The organism is Lysobacter sp. Root690 (genome assembly GCF_001427785.1).
GTDB lineage: Bacteria > Pseudomonadota > Gammaproteobacteria > Xanthomonadales > Xanthomonadaceae > Lysobacter.
In genome coordinates this window covers 781604-795655 of the sequence record NZ_LMHM01000013.1, presented here as the reverse complement: position 1 = coordinate 795655, position 14052 = coordinate 781604, and the positions used below count along the sequence as shown (strand labels likewise).

Sequence of the window (14052 nt, the reverse complement as noted above, 5' to 3'; positions counted from 1 at the left end):
AGTTTTGGAGCCGTCTTACCTAAGTGCTCGGCTTTGGCTCTTCCCCCCTTTGAAAAAGGGGGGCTGGGGGGATTCGCTTTTTCGACCCGATCACCGCGCTAGCCGCGATAAACGCGAATCCCCCGCCCACCGATTACTTCTGCGGTACCAACTTTCGCAGGCGCTCGCCCCCTTTTACAAAGTGGGCACCGATTTACCGATTTACGCGCGCGGCGTGGCGGGGTTACATGTTGCGGCGGTATTCACCACCCACGTCGTACAGCGCATGGCTGATCTGGCCCAGGCTGTGGGTCTTCACCGCTTCCATCAAGGACGCGAACACGTTCTTGCGGTCGCGCGCGGACGCCTGCAGGCCGCGCAGGCCTTCGCTGGCGTAGTCGTTGCGGCCCTGCTGGTACGACAGCACGTTGTCGATCTGCTGGCCCTTTTCTTCCGGGGTGGAGCGGATCAGTTCGATCTCGGTGACGATGTCGCCGCCGTGGTCCTTCGGCAGGAAGGTGTTGACGCCGACCAACGGCAGGCTGCCGTCGTGCTTCTTGTGTTCGTAGTAAAGGCTTTCTTCCTGGATCTTGCCGCGCTGGTACATGGTGTCCATGGCGCCGAGCACGCCGCCACGCTCGCTGATGGCTTCGAATTCCTTGTACACGGCTTCTTCGACGATGTCGGTGAGGTAGTCGACGGCGAAGCTGCCCTGCCAGGGGTTTTCGTTGAAGTTAAGGCCCAGTTCCTTGTTGATGATCATCTGGATCGCGACCGCGCGGCGCACGCTTTCTTCGGTCGGGGTGGTGATGGCTTCGTCGTAGGCGTTGGTGTGCAGGCTGTTGCAGTTGTCGAACAGCGCGTACAGGGCCTGCAAGGTGGTGCGGATGTCGTTGAACTGGATTTCCTGCGCGTGCAGGGACCGGCCCGAGGTCTGGATGTGGTACTTCATCATCTGGCTGCGCGGATCGGCGCCGTAGCGCTCGCGCATGGCGCGCGCCCAGATGCGGCGGGCGACGCGGCCGATGACGGTGTACTCCGGGTCCATGCCGTTGCTGAAGAAGAACGACAGGTTGGGCGCGAAGTCGTCGATCTTCATCCCGCGCGCGAGGTAGTACTCGACGATGGTGAAGCCGTTGCTCAAGGTGAAAGCCAGCTGGCTGATCGGGTTCGCGCCGGCTTCGGCGATGTGGTAGCCGCTGATCGACACCGAGTAGAAGTTGCGGACGTTCTTGTCGACGAAATACTGCTGGATGTCGCCCATCATGCGCAGGGCGAATTCGGTGCTGAAGATGCAGGTGTTCTGGGCCTGGTCCTCTTTCAGGATGTCGGCCTGGACGGTGCCGCGCACGGTGGCGAGGGTCTTGTCCTTGATGCGCTGGTAGGTTTCGGCGTCGACGACCTGATCGCCGGTGATGCCGAGCAGGCCCAGGCCGAGGCCGTCGTTGGTTTCGGGCAGCAGACCGCTGTATTGCGGGCGCTTGCGATCCTTGAAGATGGCTTCGATCTTGTCGTGGGCGGCGTCCCAGCGGGCGCCGTCTTCGCGCAGGTATTTCTCGACCTGCTGGTCGATGGCGGTGTTCATGAACATCGCCAGCAGCATCGGCGCGGGGCCGTTGATCGTCATCGACACCGACGTGGTCGGCGCGCACAGGTCGAAGCCGGAGTACAGCTTCTTCATGTCGTCCAGGGACGCGATGTTGACGCCGGAGTTGCCGATCTTGCCGAAGATGTCCGGGCGCACGGCGGGGTCTTCGCCGTACAGGGTGACGCTGTCGAACGCGGTCGACAGGCGCGCGGCGGGTTGGCCGACGCTGAGGTAATGGAAGCGGCGGTTGGTGCGCTCGGGCGTGCCTTCGCCGGCGAACATGCGGATCGGGTCTTCGCCGGTGCGGCGATACGGGTACACGCCACCGGTGTAGGGGTAGTAGCCGGGCAGGTTTTCTTTTTGCAGGAAGGTCAGCAGTTCGCCCCAGCTTTTGTAGGTGGGCGCGGCGATCTTCGGGATTTTCTGGTGGCTCAGGGAGTCGCGGTAGTTTTCTACGCGGATGGCCTTGCCGCGGACTTCGTATTCGGTGATGTCGTCGGTGATGGATTTCAGGCGCGCGGGCCAGTCGCGCAGGAGTTTCAGGGCTTCGGACGAGAGGGTCTGGACGGCGTCGTTGTAGCGTTGGCGCAGGGTCAGCAGGGTGCGGTCTGCGGTGATCGGGCTGCCCTCACCCGCGCCTTCGGCGCGACCTCTCCCGCCAGCGGGAGAGGTATTCGATGCAGCTGAGGTATTCGACGCAGTTGGGGTATTCGACGCAGTTGGGGTATTCGACGCGGCTCCTGCTCCCTCTCCCGCTTGCGGGAGAGGGCTGGGGTGAGGGTGCGAAGGCAACAGCGCATCGGCGGCGAACAGGTCCAGGGCCTTCGGCAACTCCGGATCGTTCAAGTCATGCAGCGATTGCCAGTAGGACTGCGCGCGATCGGCGACTTCGGACTGGCTTTCGATCTGGCGATTGATCGACCTGCCCTGCTCCGCAATCTCAGCGAGATACCGCACACGCGCGCCAGGAATCAGCACCGTCGCGCGCGGCTCCTTCAGCGAGGTGTCGACCTCGGGCGTCCACTTCTCGGCCGGCAGCGACAGCTTCTCGCGCAGCAGGCGGCACAGGTTGACGAACATCCAGCTGATGCCGGGGTCGTTGAACTGGCTGGCGATGGTCGGGTAGACCGGCACGTCTTCGTCGGGCGTGGCGAAGGCGACGCGGTTGCGCTTCCATTGCTTGCGCACGTCGCGCAAGGCGTCTTCGGCGCCGCGCTTGTCGAACTTGTTGAGCACGACCAGTTCGGCGTAGTCGAGCATGTCGATCTTTTCCAGCTGGCTCGGCGCGCCGAAGTCGCTGGTCATGACGTACATGGGGAAGTCGACGAGGTCGACGATTTCCGAATCGCTCTGGCCGATGCCAGCGGTTTCGACGATGACCAGGTCGTAGCCCAGGCCGCGCAGGAAGCCGATGCAGTCCTTGAGCACGGTGTTGGTCGCCGAGTGCTGGCGGCGGGTGGCCATCGAGCGCATATACACGCGCGGGCTGCGCAGCGAGTTCATGCGGATGCGGTCGCCGAGCAAGGCGCCGCCGGTGCGGCGACGGGTCGGGTCGACCGAGATCACCGCCATGCGCATGTCGGGGAAGTTGGCGAGGAAGCGGTTGAGCAGTTCGTCGGTGACCGAGGACTTGCCGGCGCCGCCGGTGCCGGTGATGCCGACCACCGGGGTCTTGCCGCCGGCGAGCTGCCATTGCTTGCGCAGATGCGCGAGCTGGCTTTCGTCGAGCAGGCCTTCCTCGATCGCCGAGAGCATCTTGCCGATGGTGATTTCGTCGTCGATCGCGGCCGGCTTGTCGGGCGTGGTGTCGGCGAGGCGGCCTTCGCTGGCGCGGCGCACGACGTCTTCGATCATCGCCACCAGGCCCATGTGCATGCCGTCGTTGGGATGGTAGATGCGCTCGACGCCGTAGGCCTGCAGTTCGCGGATTTCCTCGGGCGTGATGGTGCCGCCGCCGCCGCCGAACACGCGGATGTGGCCGGCGCCGCGTTCGCGCAGCATGTCGACCATGTACTTGAAGTATTCGACGTGGCCGCCCTGGTAGCTGGACAGCGCGATACCGTCGGCGTCTTCCTGCAAGGCGGCGCGCACGACGTCCTCGACCGAGCGGTTATGGCCGAGGTGGACGACTTCGGCGCCCTGCCCCTGGATCAGGCGACGCATGATGTTGATCGCGGCGTCGTGGCCGTCGAACAGGCTGGCGGCGGTGACGAAGCGCAACGGGGTGGCGTCGGCCTGGGCGGCGGGAATGTTGGCTGCAGTCGTGCTCATGGCGGTCTCGATACGCAGTACGGGCTGTGCGTATTGTAGCTCCGTGAAGCAGGCGCGGTTTGGCGGGTGGCCGTGCGGTGCAGGATGGGCGGCTGCGTTACGGCAGGTCAGGTGCCGGCGTCAATGGGGTTTGGGGTGGCGGGGGTTGGTGGAAGCGTGGCGGGGTTGGCGGTGATGGGGGTCTGGCGCTTGGGCCGCTGCGTTCGCCGTTGGTGGGTTGGACGCTTCGGTCGCCTTTGGTGGCTTGACCGCTTTGATCGCAGGTGGGTGCATTTAGTGATTGGCTTCGGTTCTGACGCGACAGGGGTTGGCCGCGCGCATCTCCCAAGTCGTCATTCCCGCGAACGCGGGAATCCAGTGACTTCAAACGTGCCCACAAGGAAGGCCTGAAGATCCCCGTAGTCAAAGGCGGTATTGACGCAGGCCGAAGTTGTTTGCGTCGCTGTCGATGGCGCGCGAAAGTCACTGGATTCCCGCGTTCGCGGGAATGACGACTGGAGGTTTCGCAATGACCTCGTCACCTCAATCCATGCAGCCGGCCTTCAGCAATCTGGCGTGGTCATGAACGCTTCCAGCGCCTGCGTCAACAGTACTGCAGCCACGACGTTGCCATCGACACAGGCGGGTGGCCGCCGAGTCGAGGAGAAGGGTCATGGCAATGCGTCCTTTGGTGTTGGCGGCGATCATCGGTGTGGCGTCGCTGGCGGGTGTGCATGCGCCCGAAGCGCAGGCGCGTACGTACGTGGGCGTAGATGTGCGGGTGGCGCCGCCACCGCCGCGCTACGAGCGGGTGCGGGTGCGGCCGGGCTATGTGTGGACGCCGGGGCATTGGCGCTGGGACGGCCGGCGTTACTACTGGATCGGCGGTAATTACGTACCGGCACGCCGCGGGTATGTGTATGTCGCGCCGCGCTGGAATGCGCATGGGCCGGCGTGGCGGCTGCATCCGGGACGCTGGGAGCGTCGTTGATTCCAGCACCGCGAAATGCGGTAACCGGCCGGCGCGTATCACCCAGGACGGTACGCGCCGGCCGCGCGGCACGGCGACGATGCGGGCGCATCGAGGCGGCGATTCGACGGCGGCGGCAAACCGTCCTAGGCTAGGCGCACAGGACGGGCGCGCCGAGTCATTGGCCGTCGACGGGACCGACCGAATCGGCCACTCAGCGTAAGGACACCACGGCCATGACCGAGCCGCGCTTCACCGCCAACGATCTGTACGGGCCGAGCGGCCGGCCGCAGGCCACCGACATCGACCAGGATCGCCTCAACGATTGCTACCTGCTGGCGCCGATGGCGGGATTGGCGCGATTGCAGCCGCAGCGCCTGCAGGACAGCATTTCCTACGATGAGGCCAGCCAGTCGTTCAAGGTGCGCATGTATCAACCCGGCGCGGACGGCGCGGCGCAAGCGGTGACGATCGATGTCAGCCAGGCCGACGTCCTCGACAATCTGCGCCGCCAGGGCGGCAGCACGGTCGACAACCGCAGCAATGTTGACGGCCCGCTGTGGCCCGCGGTGATGGAAACCGCGTACGCCGAAATGCAGAATCAGGGCAGCCGCAACGCGAATTATGCGGCGATCGAATTCGGCATGCCCGGCCCGGCGATGTACGCGATGACCGGCGAATCGGGCCAGGACATCACCCGCGAACAAGTCGCGGCGCTCAGCGCCGATCAGGTTTACACGCGCCTTCAGACCGCGTTGGGCGAAGGTCGGCCGGTAACGTTGGGCGCGTATGTGGAAAATCCCGGGTTTCCGCAGGATGGTTTGCAGGACCGGCACATGTACGCGGTCGAGGGTGTGCGCAAGGTCGGCAACGACATGTTCCTGGATCTACGCAATCCGCTGGCCGTCAACGGCGCAGGCGAAGGCAACGATCCGACGGGGCCGACGGTCAGCGTCAATCTCAATACGCTCAAGCTGAGCGATTCGACCTTGTTCAACATAGGGCCCGCGCCGTTGCCGCCCGCGCAGACGCAGAGCGCGCCCAGTGCACCGGCGACCGCGCCGGCGACCGGGCGGACGGAGTCCGGAGCGGCACCCGGCGCGGCGGCGAGCACCGGCAACGCGTACGTGGATGCATTGCTCGCCAACGTCAACGATCCCGATGGATTGAAACAGGCCATGCGGCAATTGCACGATTCGCCCACCGGCCAGGCGTTGCGCGAGGAAAGCCGCGCGCAATATGAACAGACCCTGCAACGCGAGCCCGCGCAAACGCCCCAACCGGCGCAGGAAGCCCCGGTCATGGAAGCGCCTGCGCGCGCCATGAGCCGTTGAGCCGCACGCCGTGAACTGCATCCCGGCCAGCAGCGCAGCAATCAGCGACCGTCCGATCGGCAGCGAGCCGATCGAAACCCCACCCTGCCCGAACACAGGTTCGGCGCGCCCGCCATCGAGCGCTCCACTCGCGGCCGTATCGCGCGCCTTTGCAATCTCATTTCGATGGCTGGTGCCGGCCGCGTTGTGCGGCGCCTTGCTGGCCTGCGCGGCGTCGCCGCGCGCCGCCCAACGCCCGCCTACCGAGGACGCTGTCTTGATCGATCAACTGCCCACCCCGCGCGCTGCGAACGTACATCCCCTGACCGCCGACGAGCGCGCGCTCGATCAGCAGCGCCTGTCACGCGGCGTGGCCACCTTGCTGGACGGGCGCTTCAGCATTCGAACGCAACGTTTGTTCGTGCTCGGCGGCGACGGCGACTGGATCGCCGTGCAGCACGGCGCCCGCGACCATGTCGAAACCAGGATGGGCGGCGTGTGGCTGGACGCACCGACGGCGAACGAAGACGTCACCGCGATGGTCTGGCGGACCGGTCAGCCGCCGAGCGGGTATCTCGCGCTAGCGTGGCTGCAGCCGGCCGACAACGCGGACCCGGAAGATCGAAGCCAAGTGTTCGGCTACTTCGAGCTGGAAAAACGCGTCGGCGCGCCCGAAGACAAGGACAACCCCAAAGCGGGCATGTTCGGCGGCGCGCCCAGGCGTTGACCCGACGGCGCGGGCTGCGCGTCCTGTCGCCCAGGGCCTGCCCGCGATGCCGTGTTGGCGATGGCCAACTCCCGTTGGATCGAGTCAAACGGCAATCCTGGCAAAGTTTATCGGCCTGTCCGCCCTGGCCCGCCACGCATACCTAGCCGTATTGCCCGATTGCTTTAGACTAGCGCCCCTGCGACGGGCAGCACGGCGCCGCCGCACAGGCGAATTCATTTCTTTTCAACGACTTAACCACACCCAGGCGTGACGCGCAGGCGGAAAATCCCGCGCAATCCCGCCCGGTCCGGAGCACCCGATGATTTTCGAAACCCTCGACACCTTCGGCCATGAGCAGGTCGTCTTCTGCCATAACAAGGACGCCGGCCTGAAGGCCATCATCGCGATCCACAACACCGTGCTCGGCCCGGCGCTGGGCGGCCTGCGCATGTGGCCGTACAAGACCGAGCAGGACGCGCTCAACGATGTGCTGCGCCTGAGCCGCGGCATGACCTACAAGAACGCGGTCGCCGGCCTGAACATCGGCGGCGGCAAGGCGGTGATCATCGGCGATCCGTCGGCCGACAAGTCCGAGGCGCTGTTCCGCGCGTTCGGCAAGTTCGTCGATTCGCTGGGCGGCCGCTACATCACCGCCGAGGACGTCGGCATCGACGTCAACGACATGGAATACGTGTACCGCGAGACCGAGTACGTCACCGGCGTGCATCAGGTCCACGGCGGTTCGGGCGATCCCTCGCCGTTCACCGCTTACGGCACCCTGCAGGGCCTGATGGCGGCGCTGAACAAGCGTTTCGGCGATGAGGAAGTCGGCAAGTACAGCTACGCCGTACAGGGCCTGGGCCATGTCGGCATGGAATTCGTGAAGCTGCTCAAGGAGCGCGGCGCGAAGATCTTCGTCACCGACATCAACAAGGGCCTGGTCGACAAGGCCGTGTCCGAGTACGGCGCCGAAGCGGTCGGCCTGGACGAGATCTACGACGTCAACGCCGACGTGTACTCGCCGTGCGCGCTGGGCGGCACCGTCAACGAGCAGACCTTGCCGCGCCTGAAGGCCAAGATCATCTGCGGCGCGGCCAACAACCAGCTGGCCAACAACGCCATCGGCGACGAAGTAGCCAAGCGCGGCATCCTGTACGCGCCGGACTATGCGGTGAACGCGGGTGGCGTGATGAACGTGGCGCTGGAACTCGACGGCTACAACCGTGAGCGCGCCATGCGCATGATGCGCACGATCTATCACAACCTCGGCCGCATCTTCGAGATCGCCGAGCGCGACAGCATCCCGACCTACACCGCGGCCGATCGTCTGGCCGAAGAGCGCATCACCGCGATCGGCAAGCTCAAGCTGCCGATGGGCCGTTCGGCCCCGAGCTTCCGCGGACGAATCCGCGGCGGCCACTGAGTCACTTCGACGGGGCCATCGGCCCCGTCGTCGTATCCGGCGTAGGGTTTTCGCGTCGGTCTGCGTTGAAATGAATGCGCGGGAGCGGCGCGACCTGCGCGCTGTAGTGCGATACACCTCCCAATGTTGTGCAAACGTATAGGACATTCGACATGCGCAAACACGCACTCGCCACCTTCGTGGCACTGAATCTGGCGTTCGCCGCCTATGCCGCCGAGCCGGCTAAGAAGGCCGCGCCGACCGCGCCGGCCCATCACGACGCGATCGATTACGAACATCAGGAGCAGTGGCAGGCCGCGCACGACAAGTCGCAGTCGCCGATCGACATCGTCACCACCAGTGCGGTCGACGCCGCCGACAACGAGCCGCGCGCGCTGCAGTTCGAACACACCCGCGGCGCGGTGGATGCGGTCGAGGACAACGGCCACGCGGTGCAGGTCGACACTCACGCTACCGAAGCGACGATCCGCGGCCGCCATTTCACCCTGGCCCAGTTCCACTTCCACGCCGCCAGCGAGCACACCCTGGACGGCAAGCATTTCCCGCTCGAAGGCCATTTCGTGTTCAAGGCTCAGGACGGACGCCTGGCGGTGGTCGGGGTGATGTACGACATCGGCGCGGCCAATCCGGTCGCTCAGGAGGTGCTCAACGACCTCAAGCCGAAGAAGAAAAAGGCCAAGCCGGCCCAGCACGAGATCGACATCGAAGGCCTGCTGCCGAAGTCGCGCGGCTATTACCACTACCTGGGCTCGCTTACGACCCCGCCTTTGACCGAAAATGTCGAGTGGTACGTGATGCCGGCGCCGGTGACCATGTCGAAGAAGCAGATCGACGCATTCCTGAGCCACTACCGCCGCAACAACCGCAACATCCAACCGCTCAACGGGCGGCCGCTGATTCGTTACGAGGGCTGATATGCGCAGTTTTCCCCTGGGTGAAGAGATCGACGCGCTGCGCGATGCCGTGCGCCGTTTCGCCGACGCCGAGATCGCTCCGCGCGCGGAGCAGATCGATCACGACAACGCGTTTCCGCAAGACCTGTGGCTCAAACTGGGCGAGATGGGTCTGCTCGGCATGACCGTGCCGGGTGAATTCGGCGGCAGCGAAATGGGCTATCTGGCGCATCTGGTCGCGATGGAGGAAATCTCGCGCGCATCGGGTTCGGTCGGTCTGTCCTACGGCGCGCATTCCAACCTGTGCGTGTCCAACCTGTACGCCAACGGCAATCAGGCGCAGCGCGAGAAGTACCTGCCCAAGCTGTGCAGCGGCGAATGGAAGGGCGCGCTGGCGATGAGCGAACCCGGCGCGGGCTCGGACGTGGTCGGCTCGATGAGCTGCCGCGCCGAACTGCGCGATGGCGTGTGGGTCGCCAACGGCAACAAGATGTGGATCACCAACGGCCCCGAGGCCGACGTGCTGATCGTGTACATGCGCACCGCGGGCAAGGACGCCGGCAGCAAGTGCATGACCGCGTTCATCGTCGAAAAGGGCATGAAGGGATTCAGCACGGCGCAGAAGCTCGACAAGCTGGGCATGCGCGGCTCCAACACCTGCGAGTTGGTGTTCGAGGACTGCGAGATCCCGGCCGAGAACGTGCTCGGCGAGGTGCATCACGGGGTCAAGGTGCTGATGAGCGGCTTGAATACCGAGCGGCTGGTGCTAACCGGCGGCCCGATCGGGCTGATGCAGTCGGCGCTGGACATCGCCCTGCCCTATGTGCGCGAGCGCAAGCAGTTCGACGTCGCGATCGGCACCTTCAGCCTGATGCAGGGCAAGATCGCCGATATGTATACGGCGCTGCAGTCGAGCCGCGCGTTCGCCTACCAGGTCGGTCGCGATTTCGATGCCGGGCACAAGAGCCGGATCGATTCGGCCGCGTGCTTGTTGCACGCGTCCGATGCGGCGGTGCAGGTGGCGCTGGAGGCCATCCAGACTCTGGGTGGCAACGGCTATATCAATGAGTACCCGACCGGGCGGATTCTGCGCGATGCGAAGTTGTACGCGATCGGTGCGGGCACGAACGAGATTCGGCGGATGTTGATCGGGCGGGAGTTGTTTGACGGCAAGAGCTGAGGGATCTTCGGCTCGGGCTGTCTGGAAACGCCGTCGCGGCTTTGCGGCGGCGTTTTTGTTTGGGGATTCGGGATTCGGGATTCGGGATTCGGGATTTGGGATTCGGGATTTGGGATTTGGGATTTGGGATTTGGGATTTGGGATTTGGGATTTGGGATTTGGGATTCGGGATTTGGGATTGGGGATGCAGGATTAGATAATTGGTGTTGGGTGCGATGTTGAGCGTGGGGCTTCTGGTTTTGCCTGGAGCTTGTCGGCGCTCGAAAAGCGAATCTCCCCCAACCCCTCTTTTCCAAAGAGGGGAGCGCATTCGCGGCGATCGTGTCGCTTGAGCAGCGAAACCTCACTCGCGCGTAAGCGCGCCGACGAACCTCCCCGATCGCCAAGATCAGCTCCCCTCTTTGGAAAAGAGGGGTTGGGGGAGATTCGCTTTTCCTTGCCGATGCGGCGTATCGACACGCCAGCCAACAAATGCCCACACCGCCAAGCGGCGTCACCCGGCGCGCTTCAGCGAATCCGCCTCGCCCTCGCCCAACTCAGAACGAAAACGACCAATTCGCCAACGCACGCGGATACTGCTGCCCGAATTCGTAACGATTATCCAGGTCCAGGCTCAACACCCCGCCGCGCGCAAACCGCGCGCTGAGCCCCAGGCCCAGCACTCCCGCTTCGCGCGCGAACGGATCGCTCGCGATCGGCGACCACACATCCAGCCCGGTGAAACGCGCATCGATATAGCGACCCGACTGGGCCAAGGTGCGCTGCCACTCGGCGCGGCCGCTCAAGGTCAACGACGCCGAGCCGAGCAGCCATTCGCGCTGCACCCGCGCGCCGGCCAGCAGTTGGGTCGCGCTCAGGCTGGAATCGTCCGCGCTCAGGCCGAACCCGGCCGCGCCGTCCTCGGCGAAACCGCCGCGCTGCAGACGCAGGCTCTGCACGCCGACATACGGCGTCAATAACCCGTTGCGCAGTTCGAAACGATGGCCGGCCTGCACGCCGACATTGAAATAGCGATCGGCATAGTTCGAACCGGTACCGAACTGGCTGTCGCCCAGCATGACGTCGCGACGCATGTCGCGGTCCATGCGACCGAACGCGGCGCGGCCCAGCAGGTAACTGCCGGCGCGGTCCCAACTGGCGTAGAACTGGCCTTCGATCTGGCGATTGCGTTCGCGGTCGCCGCGCTGGCGGGTGTAGGCGTAGCCGTCGGTCTGGCTCAATGCCGCGCCGACGCGAAGCGAATTCAAACGCTGGTCGTGACCGACGATCCAGCCTTTCGCGTCCAGGTCGAACCGACCCGCCGCCGCGCGCTGGGCGTCGATGCGATCGGCCCAGGCGCCGTCGCGGGGTTGCAGGGATTGCGCATCCAGACGCGATTCCAGCGCATGTCGATTGCCTTCCATCGCCATCATCGCGAAGGCGACATCGGCGCTGTGCAATTCGCCCGACAGGCTGGCCAGCGATTGCCTGGCGATCTGTTCGCTCGCCGACTGTTGCAAGGCGCCGGCCGCGGCGCCGAACGCACCCGGCGCGCCGATTGGCGCCGCGCCTTGATCGAGCCCGCGCAAGGCATCGTCCACGCGCACCGCGGCCGAAGCGGCGGCGCCCTGCACGCCCATCGCCTGCGCGGTCGCGCTGATGCTCAGGGCGGAGATGTCGAGCCAGGCCTGGGTCGCGCTGTAGCCCAGGGTCGCGGTCAGGAACACGCCCGGCGCGGTCGACAGCGAGCCGAACTGGCCGTTGACGCTGCCGGCATTGAGAAACACTTCGCGGCTGGAACGTACATAGCCTGGCAACTGCCCGAGCACGCGCGCATCGCCGGCGAGGCTGGCGCTGCCGCCCACATCGAGCTTGGAGCCGATGAAGAACTGCAACTGGCCCGCGGCGGACTGCGCGTAATTGCCATCGATGCGCAAGCCCGCGCCATCCAGGCGCAACGCGCCTTGGTTGTCGACGCGATTGCCGATGCGCGCGCCATTGCCGCCGGCGAAGGTCGCGCCGTTGCGAATGGTCACCGCCGACGCAAGGCTGCCGTTGTCGTTCAAGCGCAAGCTGCCGGCGACGACATCGGTCGCGCCGGTGTAAGTGTTCGCGCTGGTCGCATCCAGGCGCAGGGTGCCGCTGCCGTCCTTGATCAGCCCGCCGGCGCCGCTGATCGGGTTCGACCAAGTCGATGCGCCGTCGAAACTCACCCGCACATCGCCCCAATCCAGCCGTCGCAGACCGCGCACGGCGGCGCCGACATCGAGCAGGCCCTGGCCGAACGTGGCATCGACTCCGGGCGCGCCCAGGTCCTTGGCGTTACCGAGCAACGCCTGCCGCACCAGATCGTTGTTGAAATACGGAAACGCCTGCCACACCAGCGCGGCCGCGCCCGACACCTGCGGCGCGGCGAACGAGGTGCCGCGGATGATCCAGTAGCTCGTATTGCCGACCGCGTCGTTGACCCCGGTCGCCTGCACGTTGCCCGGTGCGACCAGGCAGTAGTTCATGGCGATACCGCAGGCGTTGGAGTAACTCGCCAGTTGGGTCGGCGTGTTGGTGTCCAGCGCCGACACCGCGATCCAGCCGCGCTCGAGCACGTTCGCGCCGGCGCCCTGGCTCGGCAGCGAGGCGTTGTCGGACGGCTGCGGCTTGGCTTCGTTGCCGGTGGCGAACACCACCAGGCCGCCGTTGTCGATGAAGGGCTGGTAGGCGTCGATGAAACTGCGGGTGACGTTGTCGCCGGTCCAGTACAGGCCGCCCCAGGAGTTGTTCATGATCCGCACGCCGGCGTTCATGAGGTCGCGGCTGACGATGTCCAGGCCGCCGTTGCTGGTGGCCTGATTGCCTTGGCCGCTGCCGTCGTCGGGCGGGCTGACGTCGTTGAGGATGCGCGCGGAGACGATGCTGGCGCCCTGGGCGATGCCGCCGGGCCAGGCGCCGACCGGAGTGCCGGCGATGATCTGCGAGACATAAGTGCCGTGGCCGAGCACGTCGTCGATGCGATGGTTGTTGCTGCGCGGATCGGTGTAGAGCAGATGCGGTCCGACCCGGCCGCTGAGCGCGGGATGGTCGCGACGCACGCCGCTGTCGACCACGCCGATGCGCACGCCCTGCCCGGTCAGCCCCAACGCCTGCGCCGAGCGCGCGTTGGTGAGGTCCAGATGCGCGCCGATCGGCGGCGGCGGGGTCGAAGGCGGTGGCGGCGTCGTGGTCGGCGGCGGCGTGGGTTTGACGTTGTCGCCGCCACCTCCGCCACCACCGCCGCAGGCACTGAGGATGGCGACGCTGAGTACGCACAGCGTCAACCGCGAACTACGCCGCACTGCCGATCGGTAACTTTTCATGGCTCACCCCGCTGGCGACGCGTCTCGTCCGCTCCCCAGCGGATCGATCGCATCTCGCATTCGTTTTAATCCAAGCACCGCGAACCGACAATCGATTCGTCGGTTTATTACGCAGAACCGGGAGAATCCGGATGCGCGTGTCGGGGCGGGGCGGCTGGCGCGGCCGGATCGCCGAGGCAGGCGCTGAGGTTCGAGCACGGCGTGGGACGGCTTGATCGGTTGGCCAAACCCGTATCCGGATGCGATTCGCCGGCAAATCCGGCAATGGGTGGCGGCGGTATTCGCGCAAAATCCGACCCTCGCCGCCACGCGCCGACCCTGTAATCGGTTTCGCAGCGCCGCCGGGAAATCTCCCCATTCAGCTGCGCGCCGGTTAGCGACCGCCCCAAACCCCTAATTCGTTAACTTTCCGCTAATC

Annotated in this window: 8 protein-coding genes; 6 read left to right on the top strand and 2 right to left on the bottom strand. The window is 65.5% G+C overall.

What is annotated here, in order from left to right; translation table 11 throughout:
- Window positions 1-223: 223 nt before the first annotated feature.
- Window positions 224-3838, bottom strand: a complete 3615-nt coding sequence (locus ASD86_RS15455; RefSeq protein ID WP_056112174.1) for a methylmalonyl-CoA mutase family protein — start codon at window positions 3836-3838, stop codon at window positions 224-226.
- 652 nt (window positions 3839-4490) lie between these two features.
- Here ASD86_RS15455 and ASD86_RS15450 point away from each other — a divergent pair.
- From ASD86_RS15450 to ASD86_RS15425, 6 genes are all read left to right on the top strand, one after another.
- On the top strand, window positions 4491-4808 hold the full coding sequence (locus ASD86_RS15450) for a YXWGXW repeat-containing protein (protein ID WP_056112171.1): 318 nt from the start codon (window positions 4491-4493) through the stop codon (window positions 4806-4808).
- A gap of 215 nt (window positions 4809-5023) precedes the next feature.
- Window positions 5024-6121: a C2 family cysteine protease gene (locus ASD86_RS15445; protein WP_056112169.1), complete on the top strand. Its 1098-nt coding sequence runs from the start codon at window positions 5024-5026 to the stop codon at window positions 6119-6121.
- 196 nt (window positions 6122-6317) lie between these two features.
- Window positions 6318-6827 (top strand): hypothetical protein, encoded by a 510-nt coding sequence (locus ASD86_RS15440; protein WP_157476689.1) that lies wholly within the window; start codon window positions 6318-6320, stop codon window positions 6825-6827.
- A gap of 301 nt (window positions 6828-7128) precedes the next feature.
- A complete protein-coding gene (locus tag ASD86_RS15435) occupies window positions 7129-8232 on the top strand; it encodes a Glu/Leu/Phe/Val dehydrogenase dimerization domain-containing protein (protein ID WP_036110968.1) in 1104 nt (367 codons plus the stop codon).
- Window positions 8233-8384: 152 nt separating this feature from the next.
- Complete coding sequence (locus ASD86_RS15430; protein WP_056112164.1) at window positions 8385-9146, top strand: carbonic anhydrase family protein; 762 nt, start codon at window positions 8385-8387, stop codon at window positions 9144-9146.
- 1 nt (window position 9147) lies between these two features.
- Window positions 9148-10305, top strand: a complete 1158-nt coding sequence (locus ASD86_RS15425) for an isovaleryl-CoA dehydrogenase (RefSeq protein WP_056112161.1) — start codon at window positions 9148-9150, stop codon at window positions 10303-10305.
- A 536-nt stretch (window positions 10306-10841) separates the two neighbouring features.
- Here ASD86_RS15425 and ASD86_RS15420 read toward each other — a convergent pair.
- Window positions 10842-13634: an autotransporter serine protease gene (locus tag ASD86_RS15420; protein WP_082578378.1), complete on the bottom strand. Its 2793-nt coding sequence runs from the start codon at window positions 13632-13634 to the stop codon at window positions 10842-10844.
- Between the last annotated feature and the right edge of the window lie 418 nt (window positions 13635-14052).

Excerpts from the sequence above, each read along its gene's own strand:
- ASD86_RS15455 (WP_056112174.1), bottom strand. The coding sequence starts at position 3,838 with ATGAGCACGACTGCAGCCAACATTCCCGCCGCCCAGGCCGACGCCACC.
- ASD86_RS15450 (WP_056112171.1), top strand. The coding sequence starts at position 4,491 with ATGGCAATGCGTCCTTTGGTGTTGGCGGCGATCATCGGTGTGGCGTCG.
- ASD86_RS15445 (WP_056112169.1), top strand. The coding sequence starts at position 5,024 with ATGACCGAGCCGCGCTTCACCGCCAACGATCTGTACGGGCCGAGCGGC.
- ASD86_RS15435 (WP_036110968.1), top strand. The coding sequence starts at position 7,129 with ATGATTTTCGAAACCCTCGACACCTTCGGCCATGAGCAGGTCGTCTTC.
- ASD86_RS15430 (WP_056112164.1), top strand. The coding sequence starts at position 8,385 with ATGCGCAAACACGCACTCGCCACCTTCGTGGCACTGAATCTGGCGTTC.
- ASD86_RS15425 (WP_056112161.1), top strand. The coding sequence starts at position 9,148 with ATGCGCAGTTTTCCCCTGGGTGAAGAGATCGACGCGCTGCGCGATGCC.
- ASD86_RS15420 (WP_082578378.1), bottom strand. The coding sequence starts at position 13,634 with ATGAAAAGTTACCGATCGGCAGTGCGGCGTAGTTCGCGGTTGACGCTG.